Raw genomic sequence first — 18,959 nt, 5'->3', positions numbered from 1 at the left:
CATTCTAACCGCCGTTGACGAGCTGCGCGTAGCGGTCGCAATCCTGAGTGTGATCCATGACCATGCCCGAGGCCTGCATCAGTGCGTAGCAAATGGTTGGGCCGACGAACGTGAACCCGGCCTTTTTCAGGCCTTTGCTCATGGCAACGGCTTCGGGGGTGATCGCCGGGACTTCGCTGCGATCCTTGAAATGATTGATGAGCGGTTGATCACCGACGAACGACCAGAGAAACGCCACCGGGTCCTCCAAGGCCAGCCAGGCCTGGGCATTACGCCGGGCGGCGTTGAGTTTTAGGCGGTTGCGGATGATCCCAGGATCGAGCATCAATTCGTCGATTTCGGCGTCGCTCATCTGCGCCACGCGCTGTACGTCGAAGCCGAACAACACCTCGCGATAACGCTCGCGCTTGCGCAACACGGTGATCCAGGACAGCCCGGCCTGGAACCCTTCGAGCAAAAGCAACTCGAACAAACCCTGCGCATCGCGTAGCGGCGTGCCCCACTCCTGATCGTGATAAGCCATGTACAGCGGATCTTCGGTACACCAAAAGCAGCGTGGCATAAGGCTCCAGGGGGTGGAGGTGCGACTGAATCGGGTATACTCCCGCTCTTTAAATCGCAGCCCAAGAAACAGGTGAATTTCGTGAGCCAGCCTACGCCAGCCGTGCGTACCTTCCAAGACTTGATCCTCGCGCTCCAGCAATACTGGGCCGAGCAAGGTTGCGTGGTACTTCAGCCCTACGATATGGAAGTAGGCGCCGGCACTTTCCACACCGCGACCTTCCTCCGCGCCATCGGCCCGGAAACCTGGAACGCCGCCTACGTACAGCCAAGCCGCCGTCCGACTGACGGCCGTTACGGCGAAAACCCGAACCGTCTGCAGCACTACTATCAGTTCCAGGTCGTCCTGAAACCGAACCCGGACAATTTCCAGGAACTGTATCTGGGCTCGCTCAAGCATGTTGGCCTGGACCCGCTGGTCCACGACATTCGCTTCGTCGAAGACAACTGGGAATCGCCGACTCTCGGCGCCTGGGGTCTGGGCTGGGAAGTCTGGCTCAACGGCATGGAAGTGACTCAGTTCACTTACTTCCAGCAGGCGGGCGGCATCGAGTGCTACCCGGTGACCGGCGAGATCACTTACGGTCTCGAGCGTTTGGCCATGTACCTGCAAGGCGTGGATTCGGTCTACGACCTGGTCTGGGCTGACGGCCCGTTCGGCAAAGTGACCTACGGCGACGTGTTCCACCAGAACGAAGTGGAGCAGTCCACTTACAACTTCGAACACGCCAACGTCGACAAACTGTTCGAACTGTTCGACTTCTATGAAAGCGAAGCCAAGCGCCTGATCGAACTCGACCAGCCGCTGCCGTTGCCGAGCTACGAAATGGTGTTGAAGGCGTCGCACACCTTCAACCTGCTGGATGCGCGCCGGGCGATCTCGGTGACCGCGCGTCAGCAATACATTCTGCGCGTACGCACCCTGGCGCGTTCCGTTGCGCAAGCCTACCTGCTGGCGCGCGCCAAGCTGGGCTTCCCGATGGCGACCCCGGACCTGCGTGACGAAGTATTGGCCAAGCTGGAGGCTGCACAATGAGTGCGCAAGATTTTCTGGTTGAACTGGGCACCGAAGAACTGCCACCGAAAGCCCTGAACACCCTGGCTGAAGCGTTCCTCGCCGGTATCGACAAAGGCCTGCAAGCCGCTGGCCTGAGCTACGAGACTAAAACCGTCTACGCCGCACCGCGTCGTTTGGCCGTGCTGATCACTGCACTGGCCACTCAACAGCCGGATCGCAGCATCAACCTCGACGGCCCACCACGTCAGGCGGCGTTCGACGCTGACGGCAATCCAACGCAAGCAGCACTGGGCTTCGCCAAGAAGTGCGGCGTCGATCTGAGCGAAATCGACCAGAGCGGCCCGAAACTGCGTTACAGCCAGAGCATCGCCGGCAAGCCGACCGCGAGCCTGCTGCCGACCATCGTCGAAGATTCGCTGAACGATTTGCCAATCCCGAAACGCATGCGTTGGGGTGCGCGCAAGGAAGAGTTCGTGCGTCCGACCCAATGGCTGGTGATGCTGCTCGGTGACCAGGTCATCGACTGCACCATCCTCGCGCAGAAGGCTGGCCGTGATTCCCGTGGTCACCGCTTCCATCACCCGCAAAGCGTGCGCATCGGTTCGCCGTCGAGCTACCTCGCCGACCTGCGTGCCGCTTATGTATTGGCCGATGCCAATGAGCGTCGCGAGATCATCAGCAAGCGCACCGAAGAGCTGGCCACCCGTCAGGAAGGAACGGCAATCGTTCCGCCGGCGCTGCTCGACGAAGTGACCGCCCTGGTTGAATGGCCGGTGCCGCTGGTGTGCTCGTTCGAGGAACGTTTCCTCGACGTGCCGCAAGAAGCGCTGATCACCACCATGCAGGACAACCAGAAGTACTTCTGCCTGCTGGATGCCGACGGCAAGTTGCTGCCACGTTTCATTACTGTGGCCAACATCGAAAGCAAAGACCCGCAACAGATCATCGCCGGTAACGAGAAAGTGGTTCGTCCACGCCTGACCGACGCCGAGTTCTTCTTCAAGCAAGACAAGAAGCAGAAACTCGAAGCCTTCAATGATCGCCTGAAGAACGTGGTGTTCCAGGAAAAACTCGGCAGCGTCTACGACAAGGCCGAGCGCGTTTCCAAACTGGCTGCGTACATCGCCGCACGCATCGGTGGCAACGCCTCGTGGGCTGCCCGTGCAGGCCTGCTGTCGAAGTGCGACCTGGCGACTGAAATGGTCGGCGAGTTCCCGGAGATGCAAGGTGTCGCCGGTTATTACTACGCACTGAATGACGGCGAGCCGGAAGACGTCGCGCTGGCGCTCAACGAGCAGTACATGCCACGCGGTGCCGGTGCGGAACTGCCAGCCACCCTGACCGGTGCAGCCGTCGCGATCGCTGACAAGCTCGACACCCTGGTCGGTATCTTCGGTATTGGCATGCTGCCAACCGGCAGCAAAGACCCGTATGCCCTGCGCCGTGCGGCCCTCGGTGTGCTGCGCATCCTGATCGAGAAAAAACTCGATCTGGACCTGAACGACGCCGTGGCTTTCGCCGTGACTGCGTTCGGCGCCAAGGTCAAGGCTGCCGGCCTCAACGAAGCCGTGCTGGAGTTCATCTTCGACCGTCTGCGTGCGCGTTACGAAGACGAAGGCGTTGAAGTCGCCACTTACCTGTCGGTGCGTGCCCTGAAGCCGGGTTCGGCGCTGGACTTCGACCAGCGTGTGCAAGCAGTGCAAGCCTTCCGCAAACTGCCGGAAGCAGCAGCGCTGGCGGCGGTGAACAAGCGTGTATCGAACCTGTTGAGCAAACTCGAAGGCGCGGTACCGACCGAGGTGCAAGCCAAGTACTTCGACAACGCCAACGAGTTCTCGCTGTACTCGGCGATCCAGCAAGCGGATCAAGCGGTGCAGCCAATGGCGGCAGCGCGTCAGTACAACGAATCGCTGGCACGCTTGGCGGCATTGCGTGAGCCCGTCGATGCGTTCTTCGACGCGGTGATGGTCAATGCCGACGACGCCAATGTGCGGGCCAACCGTTACGCGCTGCTGGCGCGTCTGCGTGGTCTGTTCCTCGGTGTTGCCGACATTTCGCTGCTGGGTTGAGGGATTGCTGTTGAAACTGCTGATTCTCGATCGGGACGGAGTGATCAATTACGACTCCGACGCTTACATCAAGTCGGTAGAGGAGTGGATTCCGCTGCCCGGCTCGATCGAGGCGATTGCGCAGTTGAGCAAGGCTGGCTGGACGGTGGCGGTGGCCACCAACCAGTCGGGCATTGCTCGCGGCTATTACGACCTCGCCACCCTCGACGCCATGCACGCGCGCCTGCGCGAGCTGGTCGCGGAGCAGGGTGGTGAAGTCGGGCTGATCGTGTATTGCCCGCATGGGCCGGATGAAGGCTGCGATTGTCGCAAGCCGAAACCGGGGATGCTGAAAACCATCGCCGCGCATTACGACGTCGAACTGAACAATGTCTGGTTCGTCGGCGACAGCCTTGGTGACCTGGAGGCCGCCAAAGCCGTCGATTCACAGCCAGTTTTGGTAAAGACCGGAAAAGGCGCAAAGACTCAGGGCAAAACCCTGCCGGTTGGCACTCTGATTTTTGACGATCTGGCGGCGATTGCCGCAGAACTTATCCACAACTAGAGTACTTCTGAAGTTCCTGACCAGGGATTGATCGGGAGTGCGCTTGAACATTCGGGCATTGCCCCGTAACGGTAAACGTCACTATGTCGATACTGCGGGCCATCAGGATTTTTCTCTTTTACCTGCTGCTGGGCACCACCTCCCTGCTGTGGTGCAGCTTGAGTTTCTTTATCGCGCCATTTTTGCCGTTCAAGGCGCGCTATCGTTTTATCAACGTGTACTGGTGCCGCTGCGCCTTGTGGTTGACCAAGGTGTTTCTCGGTATCCGTTACGAAATCAAAGGCGCGGAAAACGTACCTGATCGGCCCTGCGTGATTCAGTCGAACCACCAGAGCACTTGGGAGACGTTCTTTCTCTCCGCTTATTTCTCGCCGCTGAGCCAGGTGCTCAAGCGCGAATTGCTTTATGTGCCGTTCTTCGGCTGGGCGATGGCCATGTTGCGGCCGATCGCGATTGACCGCGACAACCCGAAAGCCGCGCTGAAACAAGTCGCAGCGAAGGGTGATGAACTGCTCAAGGACAACGTTTGGGTGCTGATCTTCCCTGAAGGTACACGCGTTCCTTACGGCACTGTCGGCAAGTTCTCCCGCAGTGGCAGCGCTTTGGCGGTGAATGCGGCGCTTCCGGTCCTGCCGATTGCACACAATGCCGGCAAGTTCTGGCCGAAAATCGGCTGGGGCAAGAAGTCTGGGGTGATCACCGTGGTCATCGGTGAGCCGATGTATGCCGAAGGCACAGGGCCTCGCGCCATTGCTCATCTGAACGACCGCGTACAAGCGTGGAACGAGAAGACTCAACGGGAAATGGGCTCACTGCCACCTGCTCCGCAGGCACCGGCTGCAAATGATCAGATCGCTGTCTGAGATTTTGTGGATAACCTGTGTACGGTTTTGTTGAAAAAGCCTGAATATTGAAATTAAGTTATTGATTTACTTATATATTTCTCAAGCTCATAAAACACCGTAAAAGGTGCATAAGTTTTTTTCGGAAGTAAAAAAACCGGCTGATATAGCCGGTTTTTTTTGTGCCTGATCATTCGGGGATCAGCGGTAACTCAAGCAGGAAGGTGGTGCCTTGATCAACCACGCTGCGGCATTCAATTTTGCCGCCGTGATGATCGACTACCGCTTTGACCATCGATAAGCCGAGGCCCACGCCGTCGATGCCCTGTGCGGAAGAAAAACGTCGGTATTGACTGAACAGGTCGGGCAATTCATCAGCGGCGATGCCCTTGCCTTGATCGATCAATTCACAGTGCAACCATTCCTCACGGCAACTGACGCGCAGGGTGATAGTGGTATCTGCCGGGCTGTACTTGATCGCGTTCTCCAGGAGGTTGAACAGCGCGCGGGTCAGCAAGCCCTGATCAGCATTGATCAGACGTTCCTGCGACTCTTCATCCATGTCATGCAGCAGCTCGATACGTTTCTGCTGGGCGATGGGCAACGCTTGATCCAGCACGTCCAGCACCAGCATCGCGAACAGCGTCGGTTGAAACTGATAAGCCTCGGATTCGGCCCTCGCCAACAGAACAAATCCATCGGTCAGGTCCAGAGCGCGACGTACCTGGCGTTCGATTTGCTCGAACAACGGTGAATCCGCCCCGGCCTGATGGCGGTGAACGTCCAGCAGCGCAAGAATCGCCGAATGGGGTGCGCGCAGGTCGTGGGACAGAAACCGCAGTAACACGCTGCGTTGCTCCTCGGCGGCACGTTCGGCGCTAAGGTCCGTGAGGCTGAGCAGCCAACCGATCGGCGTGTCTCCATCCACCGGCAGTAAAGCCGCACGCTCCAGCCGCAAGCTGCGTTCCTTGTAATCGCGAAACTCCAGCAGCGGCATGGCCGACAGTGGCAGCCGTTGCTCTGTGGACAACTCCGGATAACCGAGTCGAGCCAGTTGATCGAGAACGTCGTCACCTACCAGATTGTTATCGAAGAGCTGACGAGCTTTGCGATTACCCAGCAGGATCTGCCCTTTGGGATCGCTGATCAGCGTGGCGACGGGCAGGTATTCCAGGCCATCGGCGATGAACCGCCGCGTATCGCGGGTACGGCTCATGGCCTGTTCAAGCGCCATGATCTGGCCCTGCAAGCGATCGGCGCCAGTAAATTGCGAACGACGGCGCTCGGGGAACACCTTCGGTTCACTGTCCAGCCGCGCCAGTTCCCAACCGAAATAGGTCAGCACCACACTCAGGCGCCGCCAGTTCCAGATCAGATAACCGAACAACATGCCCAGCACTGCCGGCGTCGGCGACCACCAATGGCGCATTTCTGCCAGACCCGTACTGGCCAGCAGTGCGCACGCCATGCCGATCAACGTGACCCAAAGCGCCCAGCGCGGGCGCCATAACAGCAGCCCTAGACTGCCTGCCACCCAAACGACCGATAATAATGCGCCCATCGCCGGATGCGCATCGTGCAGGTTGATCTGCGCGCGATAAGACAGCAGCGCAGTCAGCGGCAACAGCACTAGACTTATCCACAACCATTCACGCACCAACTGTCGAAACAGTCGCTGCACCTGACTTGGCTCACGGCTTTCGCGCCGGCGCTGATTATTCATGGGGAAAAAGGGCAGGGCAGGATGAATGCTTTCATAGGTCACAGGTCTGAGACGTAGACTCGAAGAATCATAGCGGACGTCGACCAACGGCGGGCCGCTTACTTTCAAGGTGATGACCAAGCGACTATGGTTGACGCCCAACTGCCCAAGCAACAAGGAACCACCGCGTATGCGCGTTGCGATATTGGACGACGAACCCGCCGAACTGCGCCGGGTCGAGCAAACCCTGCAGCAAATGGCCGATGCCGGCGAACAGCCGTGGTCACTGCACAGCTTCGAGCGTGGCGAAGACCTGTTGCGACAGCTACGCCGGGAAACCTTCGACCTGCTGATCCTCGACTGGCAACTGCCCGACCTCACCGGCCTGGCCCTGCTGCGCTGGACCCGCGAACACATGGAAGCGCCACCGGCGGCGATCATGCTGACCAGCCGCGATGGCGAGAGCGATATTGTTCAGGCGCTGAATGCGGGGGCTGATGATTATGTGAGCAAGCCGTTTCGGCCGAATGAGCTGAAAGCGCGGGTGGCTGCGGTACTGCGGCGGCACAGCCAGCAGCGGGCAGCTGCGACGGAAGTGCTGAGCTTTAACGATTTGACGTTTGATGACGCTGAACTGACCGTCACCCGCGAGGGCAAGCCGATTGTCATGACCGAACGCGAGTATCGGCTGGCGCGATGTCTGTTCAGCAATCTGGGGCGGCCGTTGTCGCGGGATTATCTGTATGAGCGGTTTTGGCCACATGAAGAGATGGCTTCGTCGCGGCCGCTGGATACGCATATCTATCGGCTGCGGAACAAGCTCGGGTTGACGGCGGATCGAGGGTGGCAGTTGTTGACGATTTATGGGTATGGGTATCGGTTGGAGAGTGTGTCTGCAGCATCCGAGTAAAAAGAGCAAAAGATCGCAGCCTACGGCAGCTCCTACACCTATCTCTGTAGGAGCTGCCGTAGGCTGCGATCTTTTGATCTGCCAATAAAAAGGCCAACGCAATGCGTTGGCCTTTTGTTTGACGCAAACCGGGATCAGAAATCCAGGTTCGAAACCGCCAGCGCATTGCTCTCGATGAAGTCACGGCGAGGTTCGACCGCATCACCCATCAGGGTGTTGAAGATCTGGTCTGCACCAATGGCGTCTTCGATGGTGACTTTCAGCATGCGGCGCACGCTTGGGTCCATGGTGGTTTCCCACAGCTGATCCGGGTTCATTTCGCCCAGACCTTTGTATCGCTGAATGGTGTGGCGCTTAGTGCTTTCCGCCATCAGCCAGTCGAGGGCTTCCTTGAACTCGGTGACTGCCTTCTTGCGCTCGCCACGCTGGATGTACGCGCCGTCGTCGAGCAGGGTGCTCAGTTGAGCGCCAAGGGTGACGACGGTTTTGTAGTCGTTGCTGCCGAAGAAGTCGCGGTTGAAGGTGACGTAGTTCGACAGGCCGTGGGAGATCAGTTCGACCTCCGGCAGCCACACACCACGTTCACGGTCTTCACGCAGGCTGGCCTTGTAGACCAGACCGGACTTCTCGACGGTGCGCAGACGGACTTCGTACTGGGCCAGCCAGTCCTGCATCTTGGCGTGGTCGCCAAGCATTTCCAGGCTCACGGCCGGCAGGTAGATGAAGTGCTCGGTCAGCTCTTGCGGGTACAGGCGCGACAGACGCTTGAGGGTCTTCATCACCATGCGGAAGTCGTTTACCAGACGCTCCAAAGCTTCACCGGAAATGCCCGGGGCCTCTTCGTTCAGGTGCAGGCTCGCATCTTCCAGAGCCGACTGCGTCATGTACTCTTCCATGGCGTCGTCGTCTTTGATGTATTGCTCTTGCTTGCCTTTCTTGACCTTGTACAGCGGCGGCTGGGCGATGTAGATGTAGCCACGCTCGATCAGCTCCGGCAACTGACGGAAGAAGAAGGTCAGCAGCAGGGTACGGATGTGCGAACCGTCGACGTCAGCATCGGTCATGATGATGATGTTGTGATAACGCAGCTTGTCGATATTGTACTCGTCGCGACCGATGCCGCAGCCCAGTGCGGTGATCAGCGTGCCTACTTCCTGGGACGAGATCATCTTGTCGAAGCGTGCTTTCTCGACGTTGAGGATCTTGCCCTTCAACGGCAGGATCGCCTGGGTCTTGCGGTTACGTCCCTGCTTGGCAGAGCCGCCCGCGGAGTCACCTTCCACGAGATACAGTTCGGACAGCGCCGGGTCTTTTTCCTGGCAGTCAGCGAGCTTGCCCGGCAGACCGGCGATGTCCAGCGCGCCTTTGCGGCGGGTCATCTCACGGGCCTTGCGCGCCGCTTCGCGGGCACGGGCGGCGTCGATCATCTTGCCGACGACCAGCTTGGCTTCGTTCGGGTTTTCCAGGAGGAAGTCGGAGAAGTACTTACCCATCTCCTGCTCGACCGCAGTCTTCACTTCGGAAGAGACCAGCTTGTCTTTGGTCTGCGAGCTGAACTTCGGATCCGGTACTTTCACCGAGATGATCGCGGTCAGGCCTTCACGGGCATCATCACCGGTGGTGGCGACTTTATGCTTCTTCGCCAGACCTTCCTGCTCGATGTAGTTGTTCAGGTTACGCGTCAGGGCCGAACGGAAGCCCACCAGGTGGGTACCGCCGTCGCGCTGCGGAATGTTGTTGGTGAAGCACAACAGGTTCTCGTTGAAGCTGTCGTTCCACTGCAGGGCGATTTCCACGCCGATGCCGTCTTCACGCTGGATGTTGAAGTGGAACACCTGGTTGACCGCAGTCTTGTTGGTGTTCAGGTATTCAACGAACGCACGCAGGCCGCCTTCGTACTTGAACAGCTCTTCCTTGCCGCTGCGCTCATCCTTGAGGACGATGCCGACACCGGAGTTGAGGAAGGACAGTTCACGAATGCGCTTGGCCAGGATGTCCCAGCTGAAGTGAATGTTCTTGAAGGTTTCGCTGGAAGCCTTGAAGTGGATCTGGGTACCGGTGGTTTCGCTGTCGCCAACGATGGCCATCGGAGCCTGAGGTACGCCGTGGACGTAGGTCTGTTCCCAGATCTTGCCGCTGCGGCGAACAGTCAGTACCAGCTCCTCGGACAGTGCGTTCACTACCGACACACCTACACCGTGCAGACCGCCGGATACTTTGTAGGAGTTGTCGTCGAACTTACCGCCAGCGTGGAGGACGGTCATGATGACCTCGGCGGCGGAAACGCCTTCCTCTTTGTGCACGTCTACCGGGATGCCACGGCCGTTGTCTTTAACGGTGATGGACTCATCCGGGTGGATAATGATGCTGATGTCATCGCAATGGCCGGCGAGGGCTTCGTCGATCGAGTTGTCGACCACCTCGAACACCATGTGGTGCAGACCGCTGCCATCGTCGGTGTCACCAATGTACATACCGGGACGTTTGCGTACGGCATCCAGGCCTTTCAGCACTTTAATGCTCGTTGAGTCGTACGTATTTTCTTCGCTCAATGCCTTCACTCCCGATGGTCGTGGGTCTGGGTGATACGGCCCTGTTCCACGTGGAACAGAGCGACTGGCGTTTCCGTCTGCCAGCCTTCCCTCAATAATTCGTGATCTACACAGGTGATAAATACCTGGCAGCGTAAGTCTTCCAGCAAACGGCACAGCGCGCGACGGTGGCCCTCGTCCAGCTCGGACGGCAAGTCATCCACCAGATAAATACACTGACCGCGACGGGCCTGGCTGACCAAATGCCCTTGGGCAATCCGTAGTGCACAGACCACTAACTTCTGCTGACCCCGGGACAAGATGTCCGCGGCGTTGTGAGCGCCCAATCTAAGACGCAAATCAGCCCGTTGCGGTCCGGCCTGGGTATGACCCATTTGCTGATCCCGTTGCACGGATCCAGCCAGTACGGCGCTCAATTCCCGGTCTTTGTCCCAGCCTCGGTAATAGCTGAGCGTCAAACCTTCAAGCTCAACCAGTTCGCTCAAGGTTTGTTCAAAGACTGGTTTCAAGGCTTTGATGTAGGCGCGGCGGTATTCATCGATTTCAGCGCTGGCCTGGCACAGTTCCCTGTCCCAAACCGCTTGCGAAACGGCGTCAAGTGTACCATGTCGCAGCCAAGAGTTTCTCTGGCGCAGGGCCTTCTGCAACCGCTGCCAGGTGGCCATAAAGCGCGGCTCGACGTGGAACACGCCCCAGTCGAGAAACTGTCGACGAATCTTCGGCGCACCTTCAAGCAAGCGGAAGCTGTCGGGGTTGATCAACTGCAGCGGCAGGATCTCCGCCAGTTGCGCAGCACTGCGGGCGTTCTGGCCGTCGATGCGGATCTGGAACTGGCCCTGACGATCGCGCGAGATCCCCAACGCACTGTGCCCACCCTCAGCCAATTCGACCTGACCGAACACGGTGCAGGCGAGTTGCTCGTACTGAATGACCGGTAACAGCCGCGTGCTACGAAACGAACGGGCAAGCCCCAGCAGATGAATGGCTTCCAGAACACTGGTTTTGCCGCTGCCGTTGGCGCCGTAAAGAATGTTGATGCGGGGGGAGGGGGAGAAGGTCACCGGGTGCAGATTGCGCACCGCGGTGACCGAAACACGACTTAAGGACATCCAGGGTCAGCTGATTACAGACGCATCGGCATGACAACGTAAGCCGAATCGTCGTTGTCGGACTCTTGCACCAGTGCACTGCTGTTGGAGTCGGACAGGATCAGACGAACCTGCTCGGTGGTCATCACGCCCAGCACGTCGAGCAAATAGCTCACGTTGAAGCCGATTTCCAGGGAGCCGCCGTTGTATTCAACGCCCACCTCTTCTTCCGCTTCTTCCTGCTCCGGGTTGTTGGCCTGGATCTTCAACTGACCGCTGGCCAGTTGCAGACGGATACCACGGTACTTCTCGTTGGACAGAATCGCGGTACGGCTGAACGCTTCACGCAAGGCCTGGCGATCGCCCAACACCAGCTTGTCGCCGCCCTTTGGCAGAACGCGCTCATAGTCCGGGAACTTGCCGTCAACCAGTTTCGAGGTGAAGGTGAATTCGCCGGTGGTGGCGCGGATGTGATGTTGACCCAGCACGATGCTGACATTGCCGTCCGGCTCGGTGAGCAGACGCGCCAGTTCCAGAATACCTTTGCGCGGCACGATCACCTGATGGCGATCCGGCTGGCCGATATCGGCCTTCATCGAGCACATGGCCAGACGGTGACCGTCGGTGGCCACAGCGCGGATGATGCCTTCGGACACTTCCAGCAGCATGCCGTTGAGGTAATAACGCACGTCCTGCTGGGCCATGGCGAAGCTGGTGCGTTCGATCAGGCGACGCAGTTTGCTTTGTTCAAGACTGCAAGTCAGCGAGCCCGGACCTTCTTCAACGGTCGGGAAATCGTTGGCCGGCAGAGTCGACAGGGTGAAGCGGCTGCGGCCTGCCTTCACCACCAGCTTCTGCTCGTCGACCTTGATGTCGATCAGCGCGTCGTTGGGCAGGCTTTTGCAGATATCCATCAGCTTGCGCGCAGGCACGGTGATGGAACCTGTTTCAGCCGGCTCTTCAAGTTGCACACGACCGACCAGCTCGACCTCGAGGTCGGTACCGGTCAGCGACAGTTGCTGGCCTTCGACAACCAGCAGCACGTTGGAGAGTACCGGCAAGGTCTGTCGGCGCTCGACGACGCCTGCGACCAGTTGCAGGGGTTTCAACAGGGCTTCGCGTTGAATGGTGAAATGCATGGTCTAGTCCCTTGCCTTAATAAGCTGCGCTGGTGTTCATCAAGTCGTCAGTGTACGCAGCAGGTTCTTGTAGTCCTCGCGGATGTCCGCGTCGGATTCCTTAAGTTCGTTGATCTTGCGGCAGGCGTGCAACACCGTGGTGTGGTCGCGGCCGCCGAACACATCGCCGATTTCCGGCAGGCTGTGGTTGGTCAGTTCCTTGGACAAGGCCATGGCGACCTGACGCGGACGAGCCACCGAGCGCGAACGGCGCTTGGACAGCAGATCCGAGATCTTGATCTTGTAGTACTCGGCGACGGTGCGCTGAATGTTATCCACAGAGACCAGTTTGTCCTGCAACGCCAACAAGTCTTTCAGGGATTCGCGAATCAGCTCGATGGTGATGTCGCGGCCCATGAAGTGCGAGTGGGCGATCACGCGTTTCAGCGCACCTTCCAGCTCACGGACGTTGGAGCGAATGCGCTGGGCAATGAAGAACGCGGCGTCATGCGGTAACTCGACTTTGGCCTGGTCGGCCTTCTTCATCAAGATCGCCACGCGGGTTTCCAGTTCCGGCGGCTCGACGGCAACCGTCAGGCCCCAGCCGAAGCGGGATTTGAGGCGTTCTTCAAGGCCTTCGATTTCTTTCGGGTAGCGGTCACTGGTGAGAATGACCTGCTGGCCACCTTCAAGCAGGGCGTTGAAGGTGTGGAAAAACTCTTCCTGCGAGCGCTCTTTGCGGGCGAAGAACTGAATATCGTCGATCAGCAACGCATCCACTGAACGGTAGAAACGCTTGAACTCGTTGATCGCGTTCAGTTGCAGTGCCTTGACCATGTCGGCCACGAAGCGCTCGGAATGCAGGTACACAACCTTCGCATTCGGGTTCTTCTTTAATAGATGGTTACCCACCGCGTGCATCAAGTGGGTCTTACCCAGGCCGACGCCACCATAAAGGAACAGCGGGTTGTACCCGTGCTTGGGGTTGTCCGCCACTTGCCAGGCGGCCGCGCGGGCGAGCTGGTTGGATTTACCTTCGACGAAGTTTTCGAAGGTGAAGGTGCGGTTCAGGTAGCTGGTGTGCTTGAGCGCACCTTCGACCTGCACGGTGCGCTGTTCGGCGCGAACCGGGGCTTGCTGCGAAGCGGCACCGGACATCGGATCGAAACTGTCGCGAGACGGTTCATCGCTGACTTCAGGGCTTTTCTGCGTCGAGCGCTTGGCCGTCGGTGCGGGCGTCTGCGTCGGTGCCTGCGTACTCACAGGCGTGGCATTTGCCTGGGCCTGCTGGGAAACCTGCGCGGCTGCAAGCGGCGCATTCGGTGCGGCACGCGGAGCGGAACTGCGTTTGCTGCCTATTAATAAGGAAAGCGCCGGCGCCATGCCGTTGCCATGCTCATCCAGCAGTTCAAGGACGCGGCCCAGGTACTTTTCGTTGACCCAGTCCAGCACAAAACGGTTCGGTGCGTAGACGCGCAACTCGTCGCCTTCGGCTTCGACCTGTAGTGGACGGATCCAGGTGTTGAATTGTTGGGCAGGCAGCTCCTCGCGCAAAAGCTCCACGCACTGCTGCCAAAGTTCCACTGACACGGATATCCCCTAAGTTGAAAGCCGGTGAGGCAAAAACAAGCGGCCATTGTAGCGGCGAGCCGTCCACTTATCCACATGCAGGTTGCCCGGTGACCATGATTTATCAATGCGTTAAATCGGAAAAAGGCGACCAACGGTGTGTGAATAAGCTCTGTGGATAACCGCCTCTAAGGGCACTGGACAACTGGGGGTTGAACTCGGTGGATAACCTGCCTGTGGATAACAGGCCATTCCACACACAGGTTATCCGACAGCGCAGCACAGGCTGAACACGGTTTTCCACTGTAGTTGTCATTCTCTGTACATCACGTCAGACAAGGCCTAATGCTACTTATCCACAGAAGAAGGTGTGCCTAGCTTTTATAAGCTTTACAGAAAAGCTTTAAATAATTCCCTTCTTTATTTTTATGTATGGCAAGCAGGTGATCAGGCAAAGAACACCTAGAGATCTATTTATAAGGAAACGCTGGTTGGAAATTGACCTGAAGGCTTGCTTTCTCTAGAATCCCCGGTCTCTTAAAACGGGGGCCATTCCGGCCCGTTGTGGACGAACCAGGTAACACGACATGAAACGTACTTTCCAACCAAGCACTATCAAACGCGCCCGTACCCACGGTTTCCGTGCTCGCATGGCTACCAAGAACGGCCGTGCTGTCCTGTCGCGTCGCCGCGCCAAAGGTCGTGCGCGTCTGGCAGTTTGATAATCCGGTACTGGAGGTGAGTCAGGACTTCAGTCGGGAAAAGCGTCTGCTTACTCCCCGGCATTTCAAGGCAGTCTTTGACTCCCCTACCGGCAAGGTTCCGGGGAAAAATCTCCTGCTCCTTGCACGCAACAACGATCTTGATCACCCCCGTCTCGGGCTGGTTATCGGGAAAAAGAGCGTAAAGCTCTCCGTTGAGCGCAATCGCCTCAAACGTTTGATGCGCGAATCATTTCGTCTGCACCAGGATTCACTGGTCGGCTGGGATATCGTTATCGTCGCGCGCAAAGGTCTGGGCGATGTAGAAAACCCCGAATTGATTCAGCATTTCGGCAAGCTCTGGAAGCGTCTGGCACGCAGCAAGCCAGTTCCAGAAGTCAAAACCGAAACTGTAGGGGTAGACAGTACCGATGCGTAAACTGGCCCTCGTTCCGATCCAGTTTTATCGCTATGCCATTAGTCCTTTGATGGCCAGCCACTGTCGTTTCTACCCCAGTTGTTCCTGCTACGCGTATGAAGCCATCGAAAATCATGGCCTTCTGCGCGGTGGCTGGCTGACCTTTCGTCGTTTAGGTCGCTGTCATCCGTGGAATCCCGGTGGTTATGACCCGGTTCCACCTATCCCTACCTCCCGTTCTTCTTCGATGGCCGAGTAATCATGGATATCAAACGCACGATCCTGATCGTCGCCCTGGCAATCGTGTCCTACGTTATGGTTCTTAAATGGAACCAGGACTATGGCCAGGCTGCCCTGCCGACTCAGAATGTTGCTTCCAGTACGACTACATCCGGTTTGCCGGACACCGCCACTGGCAATAATGCTGCCGCCAGTGACGATATTCCGCGCGCCGCTAGCGATACCAGTGCACCTGCCGAAACTCCGGTAGCCGCCAGCAAGGATCTGATCCAGATCAAAACCGACGTGCTCGATCTCGCGATCGATCCACAAGGTGGTGATGTTGCTCAACTGACCTTGCCTTTGTATCCACGTCGTCAGGATCGTCCTGATGTACCGTTCCAGCTGTTCGATAACGGCGGCGAACGTGTTTATCTGGCCCAAAGCGGTCTGATCGGCACCAATGGCCCGGATGCAAATCCGGCCGGTCGTCCGGTCTACTCTTCGGAGAAGAAGACTTATCAACTGGCTGACGGTCAGGACCAACTGGTCGTCGACCTGAAGTTCAGCAAGGACGGCGTCAATTACATCAAGCGTTTCACCCTGAAACGCGGCCTGTATGACGTAGCCGTTTCCTACATTGTGGATAACCAGAGCGCTCAGCCCTGGAACGGCGCAATGTTTGCTCAGTTGAAGCGTGATAACAGCGCTGATCCTTCGTCCACTACTGCTACTGGCACCGCGACTTACCTGGGCGCCGCCCTGTGGACAAGTTCGGAGCCGTACAAGAAAGTGTCCATGAAAGACATGGACAAGGCGCAGTTGAAAGAAACCGTCACCGGTGGCTGGGTAGCCTGGCTGCAACACTACTTCGTGACCGCGTGGATTCCGGCCAAGGGCGAAAACAACATCGTCCAGACCCGTAAAGACAGCAAAGGCAACTACATCATCGGTTACACCGGTCCTACACTGACCGCTGCTCCGGGTGCCAAAGTTGAAACCAGCGCTGTGCTGTACGCCGGTCCGAAAAGCCAGGCTGTATTGAAAGAGTTGTCCCCAGGTCTGGAACTGACCGTCGACTACGGCATTCTGTGGTTCATTGCCCAGCCAATCTTCTGGCTGCTGCAACATATCCACGCCATTGTCGGTAACTGGGGCTGGTCGATCATCTTCCTGACCATGCTGATCAAGGGTATTTTCTTCCCTCTGTCGGCTGCCAGCTACAAATCGATGGCGCGTATGCGTGCCGTTGCACCGAAACTGGCTGCTCTGAAAGAGCAACATGGCGATGACCGGCAGAAAATGTCGCAAGCCATGATGGAACTGTACAAGAAAGAGAAGATCAACCCGCTGGGCGGCTGCTTGCCGATCCTCGTACAGATGCCGGTTTTCCTTTCGCTGTACTGGGTGCTGCTGGAAAGCGTGGAAATGCGCCAGGCGCCGTTCATGCTGTGGATCACTGACCTGTCGATCAAGGATCCGTTCTTCATTCTGCCGATCATCATGGGCGCAACCATGTTCATCCAGCAGCAGCTGAACCCGACTCCGCCGGATCCGATGCAGGCGAAGGTCATGAAAATGATGCCAATCATCTTCACCTTCTTCTTCCTGTGGTTCCCAGCTGGTCTGGTGCTGTACTGGGTTGTGAACAACTGCCTGTCGATTGCACAACAGTGGTACATCACGCGTAAGATCGAAGCGGCGACGAAAAAAGCCGAGGCGTAACTTGCACTGTGGATAACACCACTCAAAACGCCCCCTAGTGGGGCGTTTTGCTATCTGCCACTTTTGTCTGGATTCCGGTTTATGAGCACACCTCGTGAAACCATCGCCGCCGTCGCCACCGCTCAGGGTCGCGGCGGTGTGGGCATTGTTCGTATTTCCGGGCCGCTGGCCAGCGTTGCAGCCAAAGCTATAAGCGGCCGCGAACTGAAACCGCGTTACGCCCATTACGGGCCATTTTTCAGTGATGACCAGCAAGTGCTCGATGAAGGTCTGGCGCTATATTTCCCGGGGCCAAACTCGTTCACCGGCGAAGACGTTCTGGAATTGCAGGGCCACGGTGGGCCGATCGTTCTGGACATGCTGCTCAAACGCTGCCTGGAACTGGGCTGCCGTCTGGCGCGTCCGGGGGAGTTCAGCGAACGTGCCTTCCTCAATGACAAACTCGACCTGGCCCAGGCCGAGGCGATTGCCGATTTGATCGAGGCGAGTTCTGCACAAGCGGCGCGCAATGCCCTGCGTTCTTTGCAAGGCGCGTTTTCCCAGCGTGTGCATAACTTGACCGAACAGCTGATAGGTCTGCGCATCTACGTCGAAGCCGCCATCGACTTCCCGGAAGAGGAAATCGACTTTCTTGCCGATGGCCACGTGCTGAGCATGCTGGACAAGGTCCGTGATGAATTATCCACAGTACTGCGTGAAGCCGGACAGGGCGCGTTGTTGCGCGATGGTATGACCGTGGTGATTGCCGGTCGTCCGAATGCCGGCAAGTCCAGCCTGTTGAATGCGTTAGCCGGTCGGGAAGCGGCGATCGTTACCGAGATTGCCGGCACCACCCGCGATATTTTGCGTGAACATATCCACATCGACGGTATGCCGTTGCACGTTGTGGATACCGCAGGTTTGCGTGATACCGAAGACCAGGTGGAAAAGATTGGCGTTGAACGCGCACTGAAAGCCATCGGCGAAGCGGATCGCGTCCTGCTGGTGGTCGATGCAACCGCTCCAGAAGCACTGGATCCGTTTGCCTTGTGGCCTGAATTCCTCGAAACCCGCCCGGATCCGGCCAAGGTTACGTTGATTCGTAACAAAGCAGACCTGACTGGTGAATCCATTTCCCTGGAAGTCAGTGAAGATAGCCACGTGACGATCAGCCTGAGCGCCAAATCTGCAGGTGATGGTCTGGAACTCCTGCGTGATCACCTCAAGGCCTGTATGGGCTACGAGCAGACTTCGGAAAGCAGCTTCAGTGCTCGTCGTCGCCATCTGGAAGCGTTGCGCCATGCCAGTGCAGCCCTTGAACACGGTCGTGCACAACTGACTCTGGCGGGTGCGGGCGAGTTGCTGGCCGAAGACCTGCGTCAGGCTCAGCACTCTCTAGGGGAAATCACCGGGGCATTCAGCTCTGATGATCTGCTGGGACGGATCTTTTCCAGCTTCTGTATCGGTAAATAAACCCTCCGCTTTCCACAGACAGGTCCATTCGCGACCTGTCTGCGCCTCCTATTTCTCAAACCTTTCTCCAGTGCCGGGCAGATTTCGTCTCCCTGAGCAGATTTCTCGTGCCCGTTATTTCTTCATTCACCGCATTTCTGTGGATTAAGCCCTGTGAATAACTGCCACTAAGGGCAGTTGGTAACAGGTCCTGAAAACTGGATATAACCCACGCTGTGGATAACCACCCCTTTAATCCACAGGCTTAAACCGGTTATCCAAGGCCCTTATTGGCACATGATCACAGGGTTTTGAAACTCTGTACATATTGAATATAAAGGCTTGTAGCAATCTATCCACAGAAAGTATGCTCAGTAAGAATAAACATAAAAACAAAGGTTTTATAAATTTCTCTCTTTTTTATTCTTTTAACCTCGAGTTCTCCACAGCTGGTTAAATTTTGTGCAAAGGGTTCTTTAGGAAGGGCGAAGT

The 18,959-nt window shown here is 57.5% G+C and carries 16 protein-coding genes; 10 read left to right on the top strand and 6 right to left on the bottom strand.

The genetic code is table 11. The features are described 5' to 3' along the window. Window positions 1–4: 4 nt before the first annotated feature. On the bottom strand, window positions 5–562 hold the full coding sequence (locus tag ACOYXH_RS25595; RefSeq protein WP_095049575.1) for a DNA-3-methyladenine glycosylase I: 558 nt from the start codon (window positions 560–562) through the stop codon (window positions 5–7). An 81-nt stretch (window positions 563–643) separates the two neighbouring features. Here ACOYXH_RS25595 and glyQ point away from each other — a divergent pair, with 81 nt between their 5' ends. The 4 genes from glyQ to ACOYXH_RS25575 all read left to right on the top strand — a co-directional run bounded on the left by glyQ (window position 644) and on the right by ACOYXH_RS25575 (window position 5,055). After that, window positions 644–1,597 carry a glycine--tRNA ligase subunit alpha gene (gene glyQ, locus ACOYXH_RS25590; protein ID WP_003187265.1) on the top strand — a complete coding sequence of 318 codons (954 nt, stop codon included), beginning with the start codon at window positions 644–646 and terminating at the stop codon, window positions 1,595–1,597. Further along, window positions 1,594–3,648, top strand: a complete 2,055-nt coding sequence (glyS, locus tag ACOYXH_RS25585) for a glycine--tRNA ligase subunit beta (protein ID WP_460066562.1) — start codon at window positions 1,594–1,596, stop codon at window positions 3,646–3,648. Before glyQ ends, glyS begins: the two co-directional genes overlap by 4 nt. A gap of 4 nt (window positions 3,649–3,652) precedes the next feature. Then, window positions 3,653–4,192 (top strand): D-glycero-beta-D-manno-heptose 1,7-bisphosphate 7-phosphatase, encoded by a 540-nt coding sequence (gene gmhB, locus ACOYXH_RS25580; RefSeq protein ID WP_460066560.1) that lies wholly within the window; start codon window positions 3,653–3,655, stop codon window positions 4,190–4,192. 83 nt (window positions 4,193–4,275) lie between these two features. Beyond that, complete coding sequence (locus ACOYXH_RS25575) at window positions 4,276–5,055, top strand: lysophospholipid acyltransferase family protein (protein ID WP_095049578.1); 780 nt, start codon at window positions 4,276–4,278, stop codon at window positions 5,053–5,055. A 169-nt stretch (window positions 5,056–5,224) separates the two neighbouring features. On the opposite strand, the gene ACOYXH_RS25570 is transcribed toward ACOYXH_RS25575, so the two are convergent. Further along, on the bottom strand, window positions 5,225–6,757 hold the full coding sequence (locus tag ACOYXH_RS25570; RefSeq protein ID WP_460066558.1) for a sensor histidine kinase: 1,533 nt from the start codon (window positions 6,755–6,757) through the stop codon (window positions 5,225–5,227). A 169-nt stretch (window positions 6,758–6,926) separates the two neighbouring features. Between ACOYXH_RS25570 and ACOYXH_RS25565 the strand changes: the two genes are divergently transcribed. Beyond that, window positions 6,927–7,646 (top strand): response regulator transcription factor, encoded by a 720-nt coding sequence (locus ACOYXH_RS25565; protein WP_034152192.1) that lies wholly within the window; start codon window positions 6,927–6,929, stop codon window positions 7,644–7,646. A gap of 134 nt (window positions 7,647–7,780) precedes the next feature. Here the strand turns inward: ACOYXH_RS25565 and gyrB are convergent, their stop codons facing one another. Genes gyrB through dnaA form a run of 4 tightly spaced genes read right to left on the bottom strand, consistent with a single transcriptional unit; the run spans window position 7,781 to window position 13,994 of the window. After that, window positions 7,781–10,198, bottom strand: coding sequence for a DNA topoisomerase (ATP-hydrolyzing) subunit B (gyrB, locus tag ACOYXH_RS25560; RefSeq protein ID WP_093429549.1), 2,418 nt, complete (start codon window positions 10,196–10,198; stop codon window positions 7,781–7,783). A 5-nt stretch (window positions 10,199–10,203) separates the two neighbouring features. After that, window positions 10,204–11,307, bottom strand: coding sequence for a DNA replication/repair protein RecF (gene recF / locus ACOYXH_RS25555; protein WP_258709031.1), 1,104 nt, complete (start codon window positions 11,305–11,307; stop codon window positions 10,204–10,206). Between the two features lie 14 nt (window positions 11,308–11,321). Beyond that, window positions 11,322–12,425 (bottom strand): DNA polymerase III subunit beta, encoded by a 1,104-nt coding sequence (gene dnaN / locus ACOYXH_RS25550; protein ID WP_007911887.1) that lies wholly within the window; start codon window positions 12,423–12,425, stop codon window positions 11,322–11,324. Between the two features lie 39 nt (window positions 12,426–12,464). Continuing rightward, window positions 12,465–13,994 (bottom strand): chromosomal replication initiator protein DnaA, encoded by a 1,530-nt coding sequence (gene dnaA, locus ACOYXH_RS25545; protein WP_095049581.1) that lies wholly within the window; start codon window positions 13,992–13,994, stop codon window positions 12,465–12,467. Between the two features lie 566 nt (window positions 13,995–14,560). On the opposite strand from dnaA, the gene rpmH reads away from it, so the two are divergent. The 5 genes from rpmH to mnmE all read left to right on the top strand — a co-directional run bounded on the left by rpmH (window position 14,561) and on the right by mnmE (window position 18,488). Beyond that, on the top strand, window positions 14,561–14,695 hold the full coding sequence (gene rpmH / locus ACOYXH_RS25540) for a 50S ribosomal protein L34 (protein WP_003213577.1): 135 nt from the start codon (window positions 14,561–14,563) through the stop codon (window positions 14,693–14,695). Window positions 14,696–14,711: 16 nt separating this feature from the next. Continuing rightward, entirely contained in the window at window positions 14,712–15,113 is a 402-nt protein-coding gene (gene rnpA / locus ACOYXH_RS25535; RefSeq protein ID WP_016984072.1) for a ribonuclease P protein component, read from the top strand. Continuing rightward, window positions 15,106–15,351 (top strand): membrane protein insertion efficiency factor YidD, encoded by a 246-nt coding sequence (gene yidD / locus ACOYXH_RS25530; RefSeq protein ID WP_010465488.1) that lies wholly within the window; start codon window positions 15,106–15,108, stop codon window positions 15,349–15,351. Before rnpA ends, yidD begins: the two co-directional genes overlap by 8 nt. A 2-nt stretch (window positions 15,352–15,353) precedes the next feature. Continuing rightward, window positions 15,354–17,036, top strand: coding sequence for a membrane protein insertase YidC (gene yidC / locus ACOYXH_RS25525; RefSeq protein ID WP_095049582.1), 1,683 nt, complete (start codon window positions 15,354–15,356; stop codon window positions 17,034–17,036). An 81-nt stretch (window positions 17,037–17,117) separates the two neighbouring features. Further along, the gene (mnmE, locus tag ACOYXH_RS25520; protein WP_093429551.1) at window positions 17,118–18,488 is read left to right on the top strand and encodes a tRNA uridine-5-carboxymethylaminomethyl(34) synthesis GTPase MnmE; all 1,371 of its coding nucleotides are present in this window, start codon (window positions 17,118–17,120) and stop codon (window positions 18,486–18,488) included. The last annotated feature ends 471 nt before the right edge of the window (window positions 18,489–18,959 follow it).

The sequence above is a fragment of the Pseudomonas sp. Mb7 genome, from assembly GCF_054790525.1.
Note: the sequence above shows the minus strand (reverse complement) of the source record. Positions and strands in the feature narration are given on the sequence as shown.

Excerpts from the sequence above, each read along its gene's own strand:
- rpmH (WP_003213577.1), top strand. The coding sequence starts at position 14,561 with ATGAAACGTACTTTCCAACCAAGCACTATCAAACGCGCCCGTACCCAC.
- ACOYXH_RS25595 (WP_095049575.1), bottom strand. The coding sequence starts at position 562 with ATGCCACGCTGCTTTTGGTGTACCGAAGATCCGCTGTACATGGCTTAT.
- yidD (WP_010465488.1), top strand. The coding sequence starts at position 15,106 with ATGCGTAAACTGGCCCTCGTTCCGATCCAGTTTTATCGCTATGCCATT.
- ACOYXH_RS25570 (WP_460066558.1), bottom strand. The coding sequence starts at position 6,757 with ATGAATAATCAGCGCCGGCGCGAAAGCCGTGAGCCAAGTCAGGTGCAG.
- dnaN (WP_007911887.1), bottom strand. The coding sequence starts at position 12,425 with ATGCATTTCACCATTCAACGCGAAGCCCTGTTGAAACCCCTGCAACTG.
- glyS (WP_460066562.1), top strand. The coding sequence starts at position 1,594 with ATGAGTGCGCAAGATTTTCTGGTTGAACTGGGCACCGAAGAACTGCCA.
- ACOYXH_RS25565 (WP_034152192.1), top strand. The coding sequence starts at position 6,927 with ATGCGCGTTGCGATATTGGACGACGAACCCGCCGAACTGCGCCGGGTC.
- mnmE (WP_093429551.1), top strand. The coding sequence starts at position 17,118 with ATGAGCACACCTCGTGAAACCATCGCCGCCGTCGCCACCGCTCAGGGT.
- ACOYXH_RS25575 (WP_095049578.1), top strand. The coding sequence starts at position 4,276 with ATGTCGATACTGCGGGCCATCAGGATTTTTCTCTTTTACCTGCTGCTG.
- yidC (WP_095049582.1), top strand. The coding sequence starts at position 15,354 with ATGGATATCAAACGCACGATCCTGATCGTCGCCCTGGCAATCGTGTCC.
- recF (WP_258709031.1), bottom strand. The coding sequence starts at position 11,307 with ATGTCCTTAAGTCGTGTTTCGGTCACCGCGGTGCGCAATCTGCACCCG.